Annotated in this window: 12 protein-coding genes and 1 riboswitch; of the genes, 7 read left to right on the top strand and 5 right to left on the bottom strand. The window is 69.0% G+C overall.

From position 1 onward, the window contains the following. Positions 1–10: 10 nt before the first annotated feature. The gene (locus N1F91_RS04080; RefSeq protein ID WP_289990463.1) at positions 11–154 is read right to left on the bottom strand and encodes a hypothetical protein; all 144 of its coding nucleotides are present in this window, start codon (positions 152–154) and stop codon (positions 11–13) included. Between the two features lie 148 nt (positions 155–302). On the opposite strand from N1F91_RS04080, the gene N1F91_RS04075 reads away from it, so the two are divergent. Next, positions 303–791 (top strand): CreA family protein, encoded by a 489-nt coding sequence (locus N1F91_RS04075; protein ID WP_289990462.1) that lies wholly within the window; start codon positions 303–305, stop codon positions 789–791. A gap of 45 nt (positions 792–836) precedes the next feature. Further along, positions 837–1,466, top strand: a complete 630-nt coding sequence (locus N1F91_RS04070; RefSeq protein WP_289990461.1) for a DapH/DapD/GlmU-related protein — start codon at positions 837–839, stop codon at positions 1,464–1,466. A 300-nt stretch (positions 1,467–1,766) separates the two neighbouring features. On the opposite strand, the gene N1F91_RS04065 is transcribed toward N1F91_RS04070, so the two are convergent. Together N1F91_RS04065 and N1F91_RS04060 are read right to left on the bottom strand one after the other, a co-directional pair. Continuing rightward, the gene (locus N1F91_RS04065; protein WP_289990460.1) at positions 1,767–2,501 is read right to left on the bottom strand and encodes an isochorismatase family cysteine hydrolase; all 735 of its coding nucleotides are present in this window, start codon (positions 2,499–2,501) and stop codon (positions 1,767–1,769) included. A gap of 406 nt (positions 2,502–2,907) precedes the next feature. After that, positions 2,908–5,709 (bottom strand): UvrD-helicase domain-containing protein, encoded by a 2,802-nt coding sequence (locus N1F91_RS04060; protein ID WP_289990459.1) that lies wholly within the window; start codon positions 5,707–5,709, stop codon positions 2,908–2,910. A 278-nt stretch (positions 5,710–5,987) separates the two neighbouring features. Here N1F91_RS04060 and N1F91_RS04055 point away from each other — a divergent pair, with 278 nt between their 5' ends. The 4 genes from N1F91_RS04055 (at position 5,988) to N1F91_RS04040 (ending at position 8,342) form a co-directional block, all read left to right on the top strand. Further along, the gene (locus tag N1F91_RS04055; protein WP_289990458.1) at positions 5,988–6,548 is read left to right on the top strand and encodes a glyoxalase superfamily protein; all 561 of its coding nucleotides are present in this window, start codon (positions 5,988–5,990) and stop codon (positions 6,546–6,548) included. A gap of 123 nt (positions 6,549–6,671) precedes the next feature. Further along, entirely contained in the window at positions 6,672–7,079 is a 408-nt protein-coding gene (locus N1F91_RS04050; protein WP_289990457.1) for a hypothetical protein, read from the top strand. 137 nt (positions 7,080–7,216) lie between these two features. Beyond that, positions 7,217–7,405, top strand: coding sequence for a hypothetical protein (locus tag N1F91_RS04045; RefSeq protein ID WP_289990456.1), 189 nt, complete (start codon positions 7,217–7,219; stop codon positions 7,403–7,405). Positions 7,406–7,472: 67 nt separating this feature from the next. After that, positions 7,473–8,342, top strand: coding sequence for an NAD(P)-dependent oxidoreductase (locus tag N1F91_RS04040; protein ID WP_289990455.1), 870 nt, complete (start codon positions 7,473–7,475; stop codon positions 8,340–8,342). A gap of 68 nt (positions 8,343–8,410) precedes the next feature. On the opposite strand, the gene N1F91_RS04035 is transcribed toward N1F91_RS04040, so the two are convergent. Together N1F91_RS04035 and N1F91_RS04030 are read right to left on the bottom strand one after the other, a co-directional pair. Next, the gene (locus tag N1F91_RS04035) at positions 8,411–12,919 is read right to left on the bottom strand and encodes an autotransporter domain-containing protein (protein WP_289990454.1); all 4,509 of its coding nucleotides are present in this window, start codon (positions 12,917–12,919) and stop codon (positions 8,411–8,413) included. Between the two features lie 189 nt (positions 12,920–13,108). Further along, positions 13,109–15,232 carry a DUF294 nucleotidyltransferase-like domain-containing protein gene (locus N1F91_RS04030; RefSeq protein WP_289990453.1) on the bottom strand — a complete coding sequence of 708 codons (2,124 nt, stop codon included), beginning with the start codon at positions 15,230–15,232 and terminating at the stop codon, positions 13,109–13,111. Between the two features lie 242 nt (positions 15,233–15,474). After that, positions 15,475–15,694, top strand: a riboswitch (cobalamin riboswitch). Positions 15,695–15,812: 118 nt separating this feature from the next. Here N1F91_RS04030 and N1F91_RS04025 point away from each other — a divergent pair. Continuing rightward, the gene (locus N1F91_RS04025) at positions 15,813–17,060 is read left to right on the top strand and encodes an aromatic ring-hydroxylating dioxygenase subunit alpha (protein WP_289990452.1); all 1,248 of its coding nucleotides are present in this window, start codon (positions 15,813–15,815) and stop codon (positions 17,058–17,060) included. Positions 17,061–17,065: the final 5 nt, after the last annotated feature.

Here is a 17,065-nt window from a genome sequence, read left to right as displayed (position 1 = left end):
GGGACATGCGCTAGAAGCACCAGGAAAGCCCGCTTTCGGCGAGCGCCATGAACATCGCCGGCCCGTGCTCGCCCCAGGCCGCGAACGCCATGCCGGTCGCCGCGGCGAGCGCGGCGAGAGCCGTTACGGGCAGGAGGGCCGGGCGGGCGGACATCGGGACGTGGTTCTCTCGTCTTGTAGAGCCTCGATATAGGCGCTTCGGCGCCGCGGTGCAAAGGCGGCCGGTTGTCGCTGCCGCATCAATCTTGCGCGAGGCGCCGCGAGCGCCCATCTGCGGGGCGACAGTTCCAGGAGACACGCCCATGATCCGCTCCCTCGCCACGGCCGCCCTTGCGGCGCTCATCGCCTTTCCGCTCGCCGCGCGGGCCGAGGAGGTCGGCGAAGTCGGCGTCGACTGGCTGGGCAACGACATCATCATCGAGGCCATCTCCGATCCTGAGGTCCAGGGCGTGACCTGCCACGTCTCCTATTTCGAGCGCGGGCTGGTCGACCGGCTGCAGAAGGGCAACTGGTTCGAGGACCCGTCGGATTCCTCCATCGCCTGCCGCCAGACCGGTCCGCTCCGGATCGGCGACATCGACCTGTCGAAGGACGGCGAGGAGGTGTTCAACCAGGGCATCAGCCTGATCTGGAAGCAGCAGGTGGTGAACCGCATCTACGACAAGAAGAACGAGACGCTGATCTACCTGTCGCATTCGCGCCAGGTGCAGGACGGCTCGGCCAAGATGGCGATCTCCACCGTGCCGCTCTACGGCCAGCAGGTCGAGTGGACGAAGGGCAAGCCGCAGTAAGCGCTCCCGCTTGCCGCCCGGCGGGCCGCCCGCTACAGCCCAGCCATGGCCGATGATCTCCGCTTCACCGACGACGAACCGCGCATCCACCCCACCGCCGAGCTGAAGGGCTGCCGGCTCGGCCGGCATGTGTCGGTCGGCGAGAGAGTGATCCTGCGCGAAGTGACGGTGGGCGACTATTCCTATTTCGAGCGCCACGCCGAGGGCATCTACGCGCGGATCGGCAAGTTCTGCTCGATCGCCGCCAACAGCCGCATCAATGCGCTGGAGCACCCGCTGGAGCGCGTCACCACCCACAAGCTCACCTACCGGCCGAACGAGTATTTCCGCTATCTCGGCGTCGACCAGGCCTTTCGCGAGCGTCGCCGGGCGCGGCCGGTGACGGTCGGCCACGATGTCTGGATCGGCCACGGCGCGGTGATCCTGCCCGGTGTCACCATCGGCAACGGCGCGGCGGTCGGCGCCAATGCCGTTGTGACGAAGGACGTCGCCGCCTACACGATCGTCGCCGGGTCGCCGGCGCGCCTGCTGCGGCCTCGTTTCGCCGCCGACATCGCGGCGCGGCTGGAGCGGCTCGCCTGGTGGGACTGGCCGAGGGAGCGGCTGTTCGAGGCCGTGCCCGACATGCAGGCGCTGGAGATCGGCGCGTTCCTGGACAAGTGGGAAGCACGGTAGGGCGTGGTGCGTCCTTCGAGGCTCGCCCGCCCAAGTCTGCGCCCTCTTACGACAGGTCGCGCGGGCTCGCACCTCAGGATGAGGGCCGCTCCGCCCTGCCGCTCTGACCCGGAACCGATGTTTGGCGGCCCTCACTCCGTGACCAAGGGTGTCGGCGATGGTCGTTATCCGATCTCCTGAGCAGCACGACCTCATCCTGAGGTGCGAGCCCGCACGGTATTGGACCAGTGTTTACGGGTCCCGGCGGGCGAGCCTCGAAGGACGCACTTACGTTCCCGTGCCTCGCCTCGCTCTCCGCCGTCAGCCCAGCATGCCGACCACGTCGTCCGTCCGCCGCACGTCGCCGAAGGTGGCAGCGACGTTGATGAGCGCCGCCACATGCTCCTCGTCGGTCACGGCGGCGTTGGCGTCCTCGACGAAGACAACCCGGTAGCCGATCATCATGGCGTCGCGCGCCGTGCTCTCGCAGCAGCGGTTGGTCAGCGTGCCGCAGATGACGACGTGGTCGATGCCGCGCGCGCGCAGCACCATGTCGAGCGTCGACGCGCCCTGGATGAAGGCGGAGAAGCGGTTCTTCGACACGTGCAGGTCGCCGGGCTCGACCGCGAGACCCTCGGCGAGCCCGTGCCAGGGCGAGTTCTCGCTCAAGGCGGCCAGCAGCCGCGCGCCGCTTTCGGGCGTGTTGAAATGTTCGAAGAACACCGGCCAGGGATGCGCGCCGGTCTCGTCGGTCAGCGTCGTCCTGATCCACACCACCGGCGCCCCGGCCGCGCGGCAGGCGCCGGCGAGCAGGTTGACGTTGGGCACGATCCCCCGCGCCAGCGGCACCTCCACGGGCGCGCCTTCGGCCACGAAGGCCTTCTGCATGTCGACGACGACGAGCGCCGTGCGGGCGGGGTCGAGCCGGTCGAAGATCTCGAACCGCCCGCGCCGGCNCGCCGTGCGGGCGGGGTCGAGCCGGTCGAAGATCTCGAACCGCCCGCGCCGGCGGGCGATTTTTTCGCGGAAGGTGTCGGGGATGGTGACGCTGTGCATGGGGCAGGGATGGCATGCGGGGCGGGGAGGGGCAAGGGGCGGGGACGCGACGGTGGAGCGCGTTTCCTCTCCCCCATGACCATGGGGGAGAGGTGGCTCGGGCGAAGCCCGAGACGGTGAGGGGGAGGCCGGTCCAGAAAGAACGCAATACGCTAGGAGTGGGGAATTACGAAGTCCGGTCGATGCAAGGGCGCGAACGCTTGCGCCTGCCCCCCTCACCGTCCCGGGCTGCGCCCGGGCCACCTCTCCCCCCGATGGGGGGCGAGGAAACGCGCTCCGCCGTTTTCGGCATCTTCGGCCGACGGGACAGGAGGGAGAGGCGGGCACGTGCCCCGATGGTGGGGCGGCGTGATCCGAGCCGGGACGGGGCCGTTCGGCCGGAGGGTGTCGGGGAGGAGGAAAAACCTCACACCCTCTCCACAAACCCGTCCAGCACCCGCTTCTGCCCCGCCTTGTCGAAATCGATCGTCAGCTTGTTGCCTTCGATCGCCGAGATGTTCCCATTGCCGAACTTCAGATGAAACACCCGGTCGCCGACCGAAAAGGCCGACGGGGTGTCGGAGACGCTTTTGGCCACCAGTTCGCCCTCGATGACGCGGCCCTTGACCGAGCCGCGGCCGGCGCCGTAGCCCGAGTCGGTCTCGCCGTAGCCGATGCGCTCGACGGCATGGCCGGAGCGGTTGCCCCAGTTGCGGTCGGTGGCTTCGGTGCGGTTCTTCTGGGCGCGCGCCCAGCCGGGCGTGGCGTAGGTGTTGGAGAAGGCGCCGCCTTGGCCGCCGGAGCCGCCGCCCTGGCCGCCTGATGCGCCCGTGCCGCCGCGTCCGCCCGTGCCGCCTGAAGCGCCGCCGGCGCCCGAACCGCTCGCCGCGCCGCCGCCCAGAGTGTCGAAGCGCGAGGCGCCGTAGGGGTTGCGGCGGCCGGCATTGCCGTCGGAGAAGCGGCCGGAGCCCTGGGTGCCGCCATAGCCGGAACCCTGGCCGCCATATCCGGAACCGCCGCCGTAGCCGCCATAGGACTGGCCGGCATCGGCCACCTCGACATGCGCCTCGGGCAGTTCGTCGAGGAAGCGGGACGGGATGGTGGATTGCCACAGGCCGTGGATGCGCCGGTTCGACACGAACCAGATGTGCAGCACGCGCTTGGCGCGGGTGACGCCGACATAGGCCAGCCGCCGCTCCTCCTCCAGCCCCGATCGGCCGCCCTCGTCGAGCGCGCGCTGGTGCGGGAACAGGCCTTCCTCCCAGCCGGGCAGGAAGACGGTGTCGAACTCCAGCCCCTTGGCCGAGTGCAGCGTCATGATCGAGACGGCATCGGTCGCCTCGGTCTGCTCGGTGTCCATGACCAGCGCGACGTGCTCGAGGAAGCCGCGCAGGCTCTCGTAGCCGTCCATGGAGCGGATCAGCTCCTTGAGGTTCTCCAGCCGCCCCGGCGCCTCGGCCGACTTGTCGGCCTTCCACATGTCGGTGTAGCCGCTCTCTTCCAGGATGATCTCGGCCAGCTCGGTGTGCGGCGTCGCCTCCAGCGCCTCCTGCCAGCGCAGGAACGAGGCGGCGAGCTCGCGCAGCGCGGCACGCGGCTTGGGCTTCATCTCGTCGCTCTCGGCCAGCCGCCGAGCCGCCTCGATCATGGGGACGCCCAGCGTACGCGCGGCGTCGTGCAGCTGGCGCACGGCGGCGTCGCCGAGCCCGCGCTTCGGCACGTTGACGATGCGCTCGAAGGCGAGGTCGTCGGTGGGATTGGACACGACCCTGAGATAGGCCATGGCGTCGCGGATTTCCTGGCGCTCGTAGAAGCGCGGGCCGCCGATGACGCGGTAGGCGAGGCCGAGCGTGATGAAGCGCTCTTCGAACTCGCGCATCTGGAACGAGGCGCGCACCAGGATGGCGACGTCGTTGAGCGATCCGCCCTTGCGCTCGATCTGCTCCAGCTCCTCGCCGACCGCGCGCGCCTCCTCCTCGGAGTCCCAGGCGGCATGCACCTGCACCTTCGCGTCCTCGGGGTCGGACTTCTCGGTGAACAGTGTCTTGCCGAGCCGGCCCTCGTTGTGGGCGATGAGATGGGAGGCGGCCCCCAGGATGTGGGCGGTGGAGCGGTAGTTGCGCTCGAGACGGATGATCGCGGCGCCGGGGAAATCCTTGTCGAAGCGCAGAATGTTGTCCACCTCCGCCCCGCGCCAGCCGTAGATCGACTGGTCGTCGTCGCCGACGCAGCAGATGTTGACGGTGGGTCTTTCCTTCTCCCCGTCCACGGGGAGAAGGTGCCCCGAAGGGGCGGATGAGGGGCCGGTGCCATCCTCGCTGACCGTCGCGCCGCCCCTCATCTGCCTGCCGGCATCTTCTCCCCGTGAACGGGGAGAAGAGGGCTGCTTCGGCCGCTGCGCCAAAAGCCTGAGCCACATGTACTGCGCGGTGTTCGTATCCTGGTACTCGTCGACGAGGATGTACTTGAACCGCCGGTGATAGTCGGCCAGCACGTCGGGATTGTCGCGCAGGAGTCGGATCGGGTGGCAGAGCAGGTCGCCGAAATCGCAGGCGTTCAGCGTCTTCAGCCGTTCCTGGTAGGCGGCGTAGAGTTCTCGGCCCTTGCCGTTGGCGAAGGCGCGCGCGTCGCCTTCCGGAATGTCCTTCGGCGCCAGACCCTTGTTCTTCCAGCCGTCGATCATCTGCGCGAACTGGCGCGCCGGCCAGCGCTTGTCGTCCAGCCCCTCGGCCTGGATCAGCTGCTTGATCAGCCGGATGACGTCGTCGGTGTCGAGGATGGTGAAGTCGGAGCGCAGGCCGGCGAGCTCGGCATGGCGGCGCAGGATCTTGACGCCGATCGAGTGGAAGGTGCCCAGCCAGGGCATGCCCTCGACGTTCGCCTCGCCGACCAGCACGCCGATGCGGTGCTTCATCTCGCGCGCGGCCTTGTTGGTGAAGGTGACGGCCAGGATCTGCGAGGGCCAGGCGCGGCCGGTGGCCAGGATGTGGGCGATGCGCGTGGTGAGCACCCGCGTCTTGCCGGTGCCGGCGCCGGCCAGCACCAGCACCGGACCCTCGGTCGTCTCCACCGCACGCCGCTGCTCGGGGTTGAGCCCGGAGAGATAGTCCACGGCCTTCGGCTGGCGCGCGGCCATGGCGCGCGCGGCGATGCCGCCGCCGCCCGCGGCGGGACGGGGGGGCCGGGCGTCGTCCTCGTCGAAGAACGGCATATCGGGAAAGTCTGACATGCGCCCGAATGTAATGATTCGCCCGGCAAAGGCCAGCGAGCGTGTCCGTTTTGTTCCCTTTGGGGTGCTCGCCTGCGGGGCGAGGCGGGTCGTTGACCGTCCTGCGCCGGCCTGCCTATAGTAGGTCCCGGGCTGGCGCGGCCCGCAGCCCGCACCCCGAAAGGGGATGGCGAACGCGCAGGAACCATCCTTAAACCGGTCTCTCCCTCGGTGGACGACACCGGCAACGCGGGCGCCGGAGACTGTTCCGCCGCCTATGGAAGGATCGGACACTCTTCATGCGGACATATCTGGACGCCAAGGCGATGGCGAAGTCGCTGCGCGAGGCCATGCGCGAGACGGGCGTCGACCTCACGCACTCGGCCGCGCTCGAACTGGTGGCGCGGCAGTTCGGCCTGCCGAACTGGAACGTGCTTTCGGCGAAGATCGGCGCGGCCGGCACGACGGACGGCGAGGGCGCGGGAGACGCGCCTTTCGCCTTCGAACCGCCAGTGCCGATCATGCGCATCTTCGACGAGGCCAAGGCGCGCGAGTTCTACTGCGGCTTCCTCGGCTTCTCGGTGGACTGGGAGCATCGCTTCGGCGACGATTTTCCGCTCTACTGCCAGGTCTCGCGGGCAAATCTGCGGCTGCACCTGTCGGAACATGCCGGCGACGCAACACCCGGCGGCAACATGGTGGTCTTCATGACCGGCATCGCCGCCTTCCACGCCGAGCTGAAGGCGAAGGACTATCGCTACATGAAGCCGGGGATCGTCGACCAGGACTGGGGCGCCGAGATGCAGGTGACCGATCCCTTCAGCAACCGCATGCGTTTCATCGAGCGCAAGCCGGACTGAGGCCGGCCGGCGCCGGACCGGCCGGGGCAGAACCGGCGGCGGCCTCTTGAACGGGGCGCGGCCGATGCCGATGTGGGGTCGAGATCGCCGCGATCGGGTGTCGCGCGGCGAAAGGGAGGTTGCATGGCCAGGCGCGGATCTTCTTTCGGGTTTCTTGGGCGTTTCGGGCGGTCGGAGGACCTGCGCCTTCTCGACGACGCGCTGCGCGCCTTCGACCTGCATCCGGCCCGCGTGCCGGAAGGCGCCAAGCTGGCGCTGGTCAACCTGATGAAGGACCACGATCCGGCGGGCGAGCCGCCCGCGCACGCCTATCCCTTCACGGCTTGGCTGTTTGCCTATTGCGCGCTCGGCCCCGAGGCCTTCACGATCGCCAACGGCCCGCAGCCGGCCGAGGACGCGGAGCGGCGGCTGGAGGCCGCGATCGAGGCGGGCGAGGGGTTCGACGCCGACGTGGTGCTCCTGACGCTCCACGCAAAGCTGGTCCACCCGAAACTGGTCGAGCAATGGGGGCTCGAGGCCGGCGAAGAGTGAGGGTGGCCGTGGTGCGGCGCCTTCGGACGACCGCCGCGGCGGGCCGGGCGATTTTTCGCCGGCGAATTGACTAAGCGCAATGTGTCTATGAGCGCCTTGTGGAATACAGACGGCATTTGCCCACGCGAGGGATGGGGATGTCCGCAGTCAAGAAGCGTCCGGTGGAAGATGCACCGTCATTGCCGCCGGTCGAAGGCTACGACCTCTGGCGCGCGCGGCGGGACCTCGATCGCTACATCCACGAGCACCTGACCCAGGACGGGTTGATCGCACCCGAACTGATGCGCGTCCGCGACTTCCTGCGCCAGCTTTCCGGCAAGGACTGACACGGTAGCTTGCGTCGCACCCCTGCGCAGGCAAGGATGCGCCCGTAACACGATGCGGGAGCATGCCATGTCGCTGAAGGGAAAGACCCTGTTCATCTCCGGTGGATCGCGGGGCATCGGCCTCGCGATCGCCCTGCGCGCGGCGCGCGACGGCGCCAACGTCACCATCGCGGCCAAGACCGCCGAGCCGCATCCGAAGCTTCCGGGCACCATCCACACGGCCGCCGCGCTGATCGAGCAGGCCGGCGGCAAGGCGCTGCCGGTGCTCTGCGACATCCGCAGCGAGGAGATGGTGGCGGAGGCGGTGCAGGCGACGGTCGACGCTTTCGGCGGCATCGACATCTGCATCAACAATGCCAGCGCCATCCAGCTCACCGGCACGCTGGAAACCGACATGAAGCGCTACGACCTGATGCACCAGATCAACACGCGCGGCACCTTCCTCGTCTCGAAGACCTGCATCCCGCACCTGAAGAAGGCGCAGAACCCGCATATTCTCAATCTCGCGCCGCCGCTCGACATGGACCCGAAATGGTTCAGGAACCACGTCGCCTATACGATGGCGAAATTCGGCATGTCGATGTGCACGTTGGGCATGAGCGCCGAGTTCGCCCGCGACGGCATCGCGGTGAACTCGCTTTGGCCGCTCACGGCGATCGACACGGCGGCCGTGCGCAACCTGCTCGGCGGCGACGCGATGGCCTCGATGAGCCGGCTGCCCGACATCATGGCGGATGCCGCGCATGCGATCCTGAACCGATCCGCGCGCGACTGCACCGGCAATTTCTTCATCGACGAACTGGTGCTGCGCGAGGAAGGCGTGAGCGACTTCTCCGCCTACGCGCCGGGCGCGACGGGAGCGCTGGCTGCGGACTTCTTCGTGCCGGACGAGGTGCTCGCCATGACCGACACGAAGCTCGCCGGCATGCAGGGCTGATCGCAGGAGCGGAAAGGGAACGGCCGGTCCTCGGGGGGACCGGCCGTTCTCATTGTCGCCAAAGCGTCTCAGAAGCGCAGGGTGAACCGCGCCTCGCCGCCGTTTTCCGTCGAGGCTTCGCCGAAGGCGCCGCGATAGTCGATCGACAGCGACGCCTTCGGGGCGAGGTCGATCGCGATGCCGGCGCCGACCAGCGCCAGGTTTTCCGACAGCGGCGCGCCGTCGACGGCGAAGGCCGAACCGCCGGCGAAGCTTGCCGTGGACGTCGGCGTGAGGTCGCCGAAGCCATGCCGCCAGCCGAGCATGCCGTTCACCCGCGCACCGGCGCCGACCGAAGGCAGGCGCATCGAGGTGCGCAGGCCGAGGGTGGTATAGGCGACGTCGCTCTGGCTGTCGGCGATCGACAGGGCGGTGATGCCGCCGGTCTCCCGATAGCCGTCGACGCTGAGGTGCACGTAGTCGATCCCGGCGAAAGGTTCGACCTGCAGCGTCTGGGCACCGAATGGCAGGACGTAGGCCCGGCTGATTTCGCCGAAGACCTGCAGCGAGCCGCCCGTGGTCGAGCCGGAAAGCGCTTCCGAGAAATTGCCGATGGAGGCGACGCGCGCGGTCTCGATGTCGTGCCAGGCATAGCCTGCGCCGCCGCTGAGCGCGAATTCGCCGAGCCGCACGCCGCCATAGGCGCCGACCTCCCAGCTGTCGGCGCTGGAGGTGGAGGCGCGACCGTCGGCGTCGTAGTCCGACGAATGGTAGGCGGCAAGAAGGCCCAGGCGGCTGGCCTCGCCCGGCGCGAAGTCGGCGCCGAAGGCGGCACCGATCGAGCTGCGATCGAGCGATGCCGCGTTGCCGGAGCCGTCGAGCGACCCGCTCGAACCATCGAAGGAGGTCCAGAGCGAAACGCCGTGCCCGGCGGCGGCCGGCGCGAGGTCTCCCGCCGGTCCGTAGCTGGAGACGAGGATGCTGCCCGTCTGGGTCCGGTCGCCATCGCCGAAGGCCTGCGCGATCCGGTCGATGGCCGTGCGGCTGAAGAACTGCGACGACAGGACCAGTCCGCCCTGCGTGGCCGCGGCGATCTCGCCCGACAGACTGTCGAAGCTGTCGCTGGCACCGAGGGCGTCGAGCATCAGGATGCGCTGCAGGATTTCGTCGTTTTCCCCGAGCGATTCGATCCCTTTCGCGGTCGCGTCCTGGTTCGGCGTGCCGGCGACGTCGTCCAGTCCGACATCATTGCGCGCGAGCGTCAGGAGCACGTCGTCGTCGTCGTAGACGAGCCCGGCGTCGAGGAACGCGGACGTGTAGTCGATGCCGGAGAAGGTGCCCGTATAGCCCTGGTCGGCGGTCAGGATCGTGTACGACTGCGGGCCGCGGAAACGGTCTTCGAGCCCGACCGGCGCGACGGTGCCTGCGAGCGAGGCGGTGCCGGTGACGTGGACCAGGCCGGCGTGCTCGCCGTCCTCGTCGAACTGGACCCCGAACACCGCGCCACCGGTGAAGACGAGATCGCCTGCGATGGTGAGGGTGCCCGGCTCGCCGTCGGTTCCGGCGACGATCGCCCCGCCGGCATGGATGCCGACGTCGCCGCCGATCGTGCCGGTACCGGCGAGCACCGCGCTGCCGTCGACGTCGTCGTAGGGGGCAACGGCGCCGGGGTCGCCGACGGTCACCGTCGCCGTGCCGTCGCCGAGCGTTCCCTCCACGATCAGGATGCCGTTCTCGTGCAGGACCGAGCCGGAAAAGTCGCTGCTGTCGCCCGTGAGCCGCGTCACGCCCTCGAGATGAAGGATGGAGCCGCTCCCCTTGATCTCCGGCGCGAAGGTGTAGTCGATCAGGTCCCCGGTCGCGGGATCGAGCAGGATGTGGTTGAAGACGATCTGGCCGCCGCCCGCGCCGAAGACGACCTTGGCGGTGTCGACGGTGCCGGCGGCCGCCGCGGCCGAGCCCTCGGCGGCGCCGATGACCAGGGTTCCGTCGCCCTGATCGTCATAGCCGATACGGACCTCGTTGTCGGCCCGGATGACGGCCCCGTTCGCCACCGTGACGGTGCCCGATCCGTTGTAGCCGACGTAGAAATTGCCGAGCGTACTGGCTGTCGGATTGGCCTTGGCCCAGAGCAGCGAGCCAGCGCCGGTGACGGTGATGACGCCTTGCGAGTTCGGGTCCATGCCCGCGCCGATCGTGCCGGCGATGGTGACTTCGGCGCCGTCCGAGACGACGAGGACGCCGTTGCCGTTCATCGGATCCTCGTCGCGGCTGCCGTTCTGGCCGCCGACGTAGAGGCGCACGTCGCCCTCCACGACGGTGCCTTCGCCGGTGACCGTCATGGTGGTGAGGTTGCTGCCGCCCGGACCGACATAGATGCCGTTGGCGAAGAGATAGGCGCCGTCGGAGACCGTGACCGTGCCGCCCTCGGGGCTGAGCCAGGCCCTGTCGTCTTCCACGGTCTTGGATCCGATGGTGACCGAGGTGTCCTGGCCGGTGATCGTGATCTCGGCGCCCGCGCCGGAGTAGATGCCGGTCTTGACGATGGACGCGCTCGCGCCGTCCGAGATCGTCAGCGAACCGGTCGATCCTTCCGTGCGGGCGATGTCGACGCCGCCGGTGTTGGTCCAGGTCGTGCCGTCGCCGGTGACGGTCAAGGAGCCGTCGCCGCCTTGGCCCGCCTGCCAGCTGGCGGTGGAGAGGGCGAGCCGGCGCGCGGTGAAGGACGCGCCGCCGGAAACCGTGATGCTGCCTTCGCCGCCGTCGAGACCGACGGTGAGTTCGCCGGTGCTGGTCCAGCTCGAGCCCGTCCCGCTGATGGTGACGGTACCCGCGCCGCCGTCGGGCCCGCCGACCGTGGCGTTCTCGCTGGTCAGGCTGCCGCCGTTGGAAATCGCCAGTGTCGCCGCGACGTCGCTGCCGACGCTGGCCGTGACGACGGAGAGCGTGCCCTGCAGGGCGAGCGTGCCCTCGTTGACGGCAAGGCTGTCGGAAAGGCTCGAACCGCTGCCGGTGATGGTCCAGGTGCCGCTGCCGGACTTGTCGAGCTTCGAGAAGCCCTGGAACTGGCCCGCCGCATGGACCGTGCCGAGGTCGAAGGCGCCGGTCGCGCTGCCGGTGAGATCGAGCGTGTTGCTGGCGGAGACGTTCTCGACCTTGCCGACGAGGGTCGCGGTGTCGGAGAGAACGAGGCGGTTGTTGCCCGAGCCCATGCTGATGGCGGTCTCGGACGCTGACGACGCCGCGATGGTGCCGGTATTGACGATCGTCGTGTCGCCGTTGCCGGTGTAGACCGCCGTATCGCCCGTGGTCTGGACGGTGCCGCTGTTCGTGAGAAGGTTCGTCGTCCCGTCGAGCCAGACCGCATGGGACGTCGCCGTGACCGTGCCGCTGTTGGTGACGGAGATGTCGCCGTCGACGGCGCCCGATAGGCCGTTGTCGACGACGATGCCGGTCAGGCCGGTGAGCGAGCCGGCATTGACGATGGTGACGTCGCCCTCAGGCGTCGCGGCGCGGATGGCGCTGTCGCGGACGGCGGTGACGATGCCCGTGGCTTCGTTGGTGATGAAAATGTCGCCGGAGGTGCTGGCCGTCCCGATGAGGCCGCTGTAGCCCACAGGGTCGCGGATCTCGGCGCGGGCCGCGTCGTAGGACGCGTCGCCGGTGGCGGTGACCGTTCCGCTGTTGGTCACCGTCGCCGTGCCGACGTTGGTCGCCGCATAGACGGCGTTGTCGGTGTTGGAGGTGACCGTGCCGGTGTTGGTGACGGTGGCGTCGCCGTCGGCCGACCATGCGATCAGCCCCTGGAACAGCGTTGAATCGACCGTCCCGTCGTTCGTGATGCTGGCGAGGCCGTTGTAGGCGATGACCCGGATGCCCGCGGTCGTCGCCTGCACCGAACCTGTGGCGGTATTGGTGACCGAAATGGTGGCGTCGTCCGTGCCATTCTTGTTGCCGTCGGCATAGATGCCGCGCCCGCCGTTGGAGGTCACCGAGCCGCTGTTGGTGATGGTCACCGCGCCGAGGTTGGTGACGCCGCTCAGCACCGACGTGTCCGAACTGGCGAAAGTGCCCGACAGGCTGCCCGCATTGTCGATGTCGACGGTGCCGGCGTAATCGTTCAGCACCCAGATCGTGCCGAAGCCGCCGGGCCCGGAATTCGCCACGACGTCGGCGCCGATGTCCACGGTCGCGTTGACGGTGACGGCAATGGGCTGCGGCGGGGTGTCGGGCGTCGTCCCGAATTGCATCACCAGCCCGCTGTAGTCCGGATTGTCGATGGAGGTCGTGCCCGTCAGCGTGACGGTCTGGTCGTAGACGCCCACGACCTGGGGCGATGCATAGATGACGGAGACCGTGTCGACTCCGTCGACCGTCAGCGAGCCTGTGCCGGGCGTCATGGTGACGCTGACGCTGGCCGAATCACAGGACACGAGCGTGGTGGCGCCGGTGACCGAGCAGGCTGCGAAGGCCGGCGCGGTGTCCAGCGCCCCAAGCCCGGCCAGGGAGAGGGCTGCGAGGCAGACGCTGGTTCGCAGGGGACGCGACAGTGGCGCCTTTCCGCTGGGCCACGCGCGAAGCAGGTTGTCTTCCCGCATCGGCCGGCTATTGTTCGATCTTGCCGTGCGCCCCTTCCAGGTATTCGAATGGTTGACCGTCACGATTTCCCCCAGCCCAATGCAGCAGTCTCAATCAGTAGTTGAGATACTGTGATCGATAGATCACGGCTGCGGGGGGAGTCAACTTTCGTCTGACGCCGATCCTTTGGTCCAGCGCGCTGCCTGCGGTCAGGAAAACATCAGCGTGCGCAGCAGGTCCGGGACGACCTGGATCGCCTTCAGGGCCGCCTTCAGTTCGGCCTGTTCGGGCCGTGACATCACGCCCACCTCGACCCTGTTGGAGACCGCTATCCCGGCGAGCAGGTCGCGGCTCTGCTGGGCGAGCATCGCCTTGATGATGGTGCCGTGCGCGGCGATCAGCCGCTCGATGTCGGCCGTACTTCCCAGCCCTTTGGCGATCAGGCCCGTCAGCCTGGCCTTGGTGGAGCGCTCGGCCACGCCGTGGCGGATGGCGAGCGCCCGGGCGAAGGCGACGATCGGGAACAGGCCGTGCATCTTCAGGTCGACACGCCCCTCCTCGGTGCGGAAGCCGCCGAGCAGGGTGAAGGGGCCGGAGCCGACCGCGATACGCTCGCCGAGCAGCTTGGCGAAGACCGGGTTCTGCGAGCCGAGGGCGTAGGCGAGGTCGAAGAGACCGGCGGCGAGCGAAAGGTCGCCATGCACCGGCGCGAAATCGTAGAAGATGTCGACGTTGAGCAGGTCGTCCGGCCGCGAGCGGCCGACCCAGTCGGAGACCCGGTCGGCCCACAGCGCCGCCGAGCCGCGGAAGGCCGGGTTCTTCGCCATCACGCCGCCCTTGCAGAGCGGGATGCCCGCCCGGTCGAGGATCGCCGCCATCCCTTCGCCGAGTGCGGCGAACCAGCGGTCCTCCGGTCCGTCCGGCGCGCCGCCGGCAAAGACGATGGCATTGTCCTGGTCGGCGGCAAGCAGCGACTCGCCGCGCCCGCCCGAACCGAGCACCAGCACCGCATAGGGGCAGGGCGGTTCGCCCAGGCCTTCGGCCAGCATCGCCGCTTCGGCCAGTTGTGCGGCGCGGCGGGTGACGATACGCAGTTCCTCGCTGACGATCTCGGCGATCACCCGTGCCTCGATCGCCTCGCCGATCAGCGCCTCGGCGACGGCGGGCAGGGTGGACCATGCGGAGGCCAGCGCGCTCGGGTCGGCGGCGGCCTCGATCTCGTCGTCGAGGCTGACGGCGGCACCCGCGCGCAGGCGCAGGAGGTCGCGCGCCGAGACGACGCCGACGAGCCGGCCGAGCTCGTCGCGCACGGCGAGGTGGCGGATCTTCAGCCGGTCCATGCGGCCGACCGCGCGGTAGACGAAGGCCTCGGCGCGGATCGAGGCGAGATTGCGCGTGGCGATCGACCCGACCGCTTCGCAAAGTGCGGCCGCGCCGCTGGCGGCGATGCGGCGCATTACGTCGCGCTCGGTGACGATGCCATAGGCCGGCAGCGGCTGGCCGGGCTCGGGCGTCTCGGCCACGAACAGCGAGGAGATGCGCTTCTCCACCATCAGGTCGATGGCGCCGCGCAGGTCGAGGCTTGAAGCGACGATCAGCGGCGGCGCGGCCATCAGGTCGCGGATGCGATGCCGGTAGGCATAGGGATCGACGGCACCGAAGGCGCGCGGCCCGGGCGCTTCCGGCCGCGTGGCCGGCTCCGCCCAGCCGGCCTTGTGGTGGCTGTCGATCTGGGCGGTCTGCGACAGGCACGCCCGCTCGGCCTCGGCCAGGGTGCGGATGCCGCGCTCGGCCAGCCGCGGCAGCAGCGCCACGAAGATGTCGGCGGCGGCCCTCGCGTCGCCCGGCGCCTGGTGGCGCCCCTCGATGGCGATGCCCAGCCATTGCGCGATCATGTCGAGCGACTGGTCGGGCAGGTTCGGATTGGCGGCGGCCGACAGCAGGCGCACGCACAGCGTCCGCGGCTTGGCCCAGCGGATGCCGGCGCGCTTCGCCTCGTGCTCGATGACGGCGAGGTCGAAGCCGATGGAGAAGCCGATCAGCACGCGGTGACTGGCGAAGGCGTCGAAGCGGGCGAGCGCCTCGGCGAAGGACGGCGCACCGGCGACGTCCGCGTCGGTGATCTGGTGGATGGCCGTCGAGCCCGGCGGGATCGGCATCTTCGGATCGACCAGCGTCTCGAAACGCTCGTCCGCGCGCACACGGCCACCGGCGATCGCGACCGCGCCGATCTGCACCATGCGCGCTGTCGTCGTGTCGAGGCCGGTCGTCTCGGTGTCGGCGCAGACGGCGTCGAGCGCGATCAGCGGCGTCGCCCCGCTCAGGATCCTCATGCGGTGTCCTCCCCCCGGAATGTCGGCGAGATCATAGCACGCAGGCCGCTCCGGCGCTTGATCCTGATCAGTCCGCAGGCCGGGTCCGGCGTCTGGCGGGCGCTACAGCACCCGATGCGATCGCGGCTTCAGGCTGCCGTCTTCCGGGGCGTCGGCGGGCCGGCGCTTGTCCAGCCTGGGGACTGTCGTCTTCCAATGCGACGCATGTCGCATTCGTGCGATCCTGCCCGATTGCGACATGGTGTTCTGGGCACGTTCAAGGTGCCCTGCGGCGGAATCGCCGGAGGGATAATTGGGAAGCCGGAACCCCGCAAATGGGCAAGCCGGCGCTGCCCCCGCAACGGTGGCGGAGCGACAAACCCGACGGGAGACCACTGGGCCGAATGGCCCGGGAAGGTGTCGGGCAGGCCTTCACGGGCCAGCTCCGGAGCCCGGAAACCAGCCTCGAACCTGTTGAAAACCGACTGATCGCGGTGGGCGGTCAAGAGGCAGAGCGCTTCGGGTGGCCGTTAGACGGCCGCACGCGCCGCTGTTCCTCCATCACCACCAGTTCAGTCCTTGTGCGGAAGCGAGGACGGACATGGACACGCGCAACGAGATGCTGAGGCTCCTGAAGAGCCGGCGGCCGGGCTTCAGCCTGGAACAACCCTTCTACATCGACCCCGATTTCTACCGGCTCGATCTCGAACTGGTCTGGTACCGCGACTGGCTGTTCGTCGGCCACGACTGCGAGGTGGCCAAGCCCGGATCGTTCTTCACCGTCCAGGTGGGCGACTATCCCGTCGTGATCGTGCGCGGCCGCGACGGGCAGATCCGCGCTTTCCACAATTCCTGCCGCCATCGCGGCAGCCGGGTCTGCACGACGCCGAAGGGCACCTCGGCGCGGCTGGTCTGCCCCTATCACCAGTGGACCTACGACCTCGACGGCTCGCTCGTCTTCGCGCGCCAGATGGCGGAGGATTTCCGCAAGGAGGAGTTCGGGCTGAAGCCGGTCGCCTGCGAGAGCGTCGGCGGCTACGTCTTCGTCTGCCTGGCCAGGGAACCGGCCGATTTCGCGCCGTTCCGCGCCCTGATGGAGCCCTATTTCCGGCCGCACCGGCTGGCCGAGGCGAAGGTCGCGCACGAGGCGACGATCGTCGAGAAGGGCAACTGGAAGCTCGTCTGGGAAAACAATCGCGAGTGCTATCACTGCGCGGCCAATCATCCGGAACTGTGCAAGACCTTCCCCGAGGCGCCGACGGTGACCGGGGTCAACGGCGCCGAGAGCGACCCGGACATGCTGGCGCACTGGGCGAAATGCGAGGCGGCCGGCCTGCCGTCGCGCTTCCGCATCGATGATGGCGGCCAGTACCGCGCCACCCGCGCGCCGCTGCTGCGCGACGCGGTGAGCTACACCTCGACCGGCAAGCGCGCGGTGGGCCGGAACCTGTCCGACGACGTCGCGACCGACCGCATCGGCACGCTGCTGCTCTACCACTACCCGACGACCTGGAACCACGTGCTGGGCGACCATGCCGTGACCTTCCGCGTGCTGCCGATCAGCGCGACGGAGACGGCGGTGACGACCAAATGGCTGGTCCACAAGGACGCGGTCGAGGGCGTCGACTACGATCTGCAGACCTTGACCCACGTCTGGACCGAGACCAACGACGAGGACCGCCGCATCGTCGAGGAAAACGCCTTCGGCATTCGATCGCCCGCCTACGAGCCTGGGCCTTACTCCGAGTTGCACGAGGGCGGCGTCATCCAGTTCGTCGACTGGTACGCCGGCTTCATGGCGCCGCGGTTGGCCGAGGGCGCCGCGCCGCGGCTGAAGAGCGTGGCGTGAGGGCG

The organism is Aquibium sp. ELW1220 (assembly GCF_030398385.1).
Classification (GTDB): Bacteria; Pseudomonadota; Alphaproteobacteria; order Rhizobiales; family Rhizobiaceae; genus Aquibium.
This window is presented reverse-complemented; position numbering and strand designations above follow the sequence as displayed.

Coding starts and splice junctions, on each gene's coding strand:
- N1F91_RS04080 (WP_289990463.1), bottom strand. CDS start 154: ATGTCCGCCCGCCCGGCCCTCCTGCCCGTAACGGCTCTCGCCGCGCTC.
- N1F91_RS04075 (WP_289990462.1), top strand. CDS start 303: ATGATCCGCTCCCTCGCCACGGCCGCCCTTGCGGCGCTCATCGCCTTT.
- N1F91_RS04070 (WP_289990461.1), top strand. CDS start 837: ATGGCCGATGATCTCCGCTTCACCGACGACGAACCGCGCATCCACCCC.
- N1F91_RS04060 (WP_289990459.1), bottom strand. CDS start 5,709: ATGTCAGACTTTCCCGATATGCCGTTCTTCGACGAGGACGACGCCCGG.
- N1F91_RS04055 (WP_289990458.1), top strand. CDS start 5,988: ATGCGGACATATCTGGACGCCAAGGCGATGGCGAAGTCGCTGCGCGAG.
- N1F91_RS04050 (WP_289990457.1), top strand. CDS start 6,672: ATGGCCAGGCGCGGATCTTCTTTCGGGTTTCTTGGGCGTTTCGGGCGG.
- N1F91_RS04045 (WP_289990456.1), top strand. CDS start 7,217: ATGTCCGCAGTCAAGAAGCGTCCGGTGGAAGATGCACCGTCATTGCCG.
- N1F91_RS04040 (WP_289990455.1), top strand. CDS start 7,473: ATGTCGCTGAAGGGAAAGACCCTGTTCATCTCCGGTGGATCGCGGGGC.
- N1F91_RS04035 (WP_289990454.1), bottom strand. CDS start 12,919: ATGCGGGAAGACAACCTGCTTCGCGCGTGGCCCAGCGGAAAGGCGCCA.
- N1F91_RS04030 (WP_289990453.1), bottom strand. CDS start 15,232: ATGAGGATCCTGAGCGGGGCGACGCCGCTGATCGCGCTCGACGCCGTC.
- N1F91_RS04025 (WP_289990452.1), top strand. CDS start 15,813: ATGGACACGCGCAACGAGATGCTGAGGCTCCTGAAGAGCCGGCGGCCG.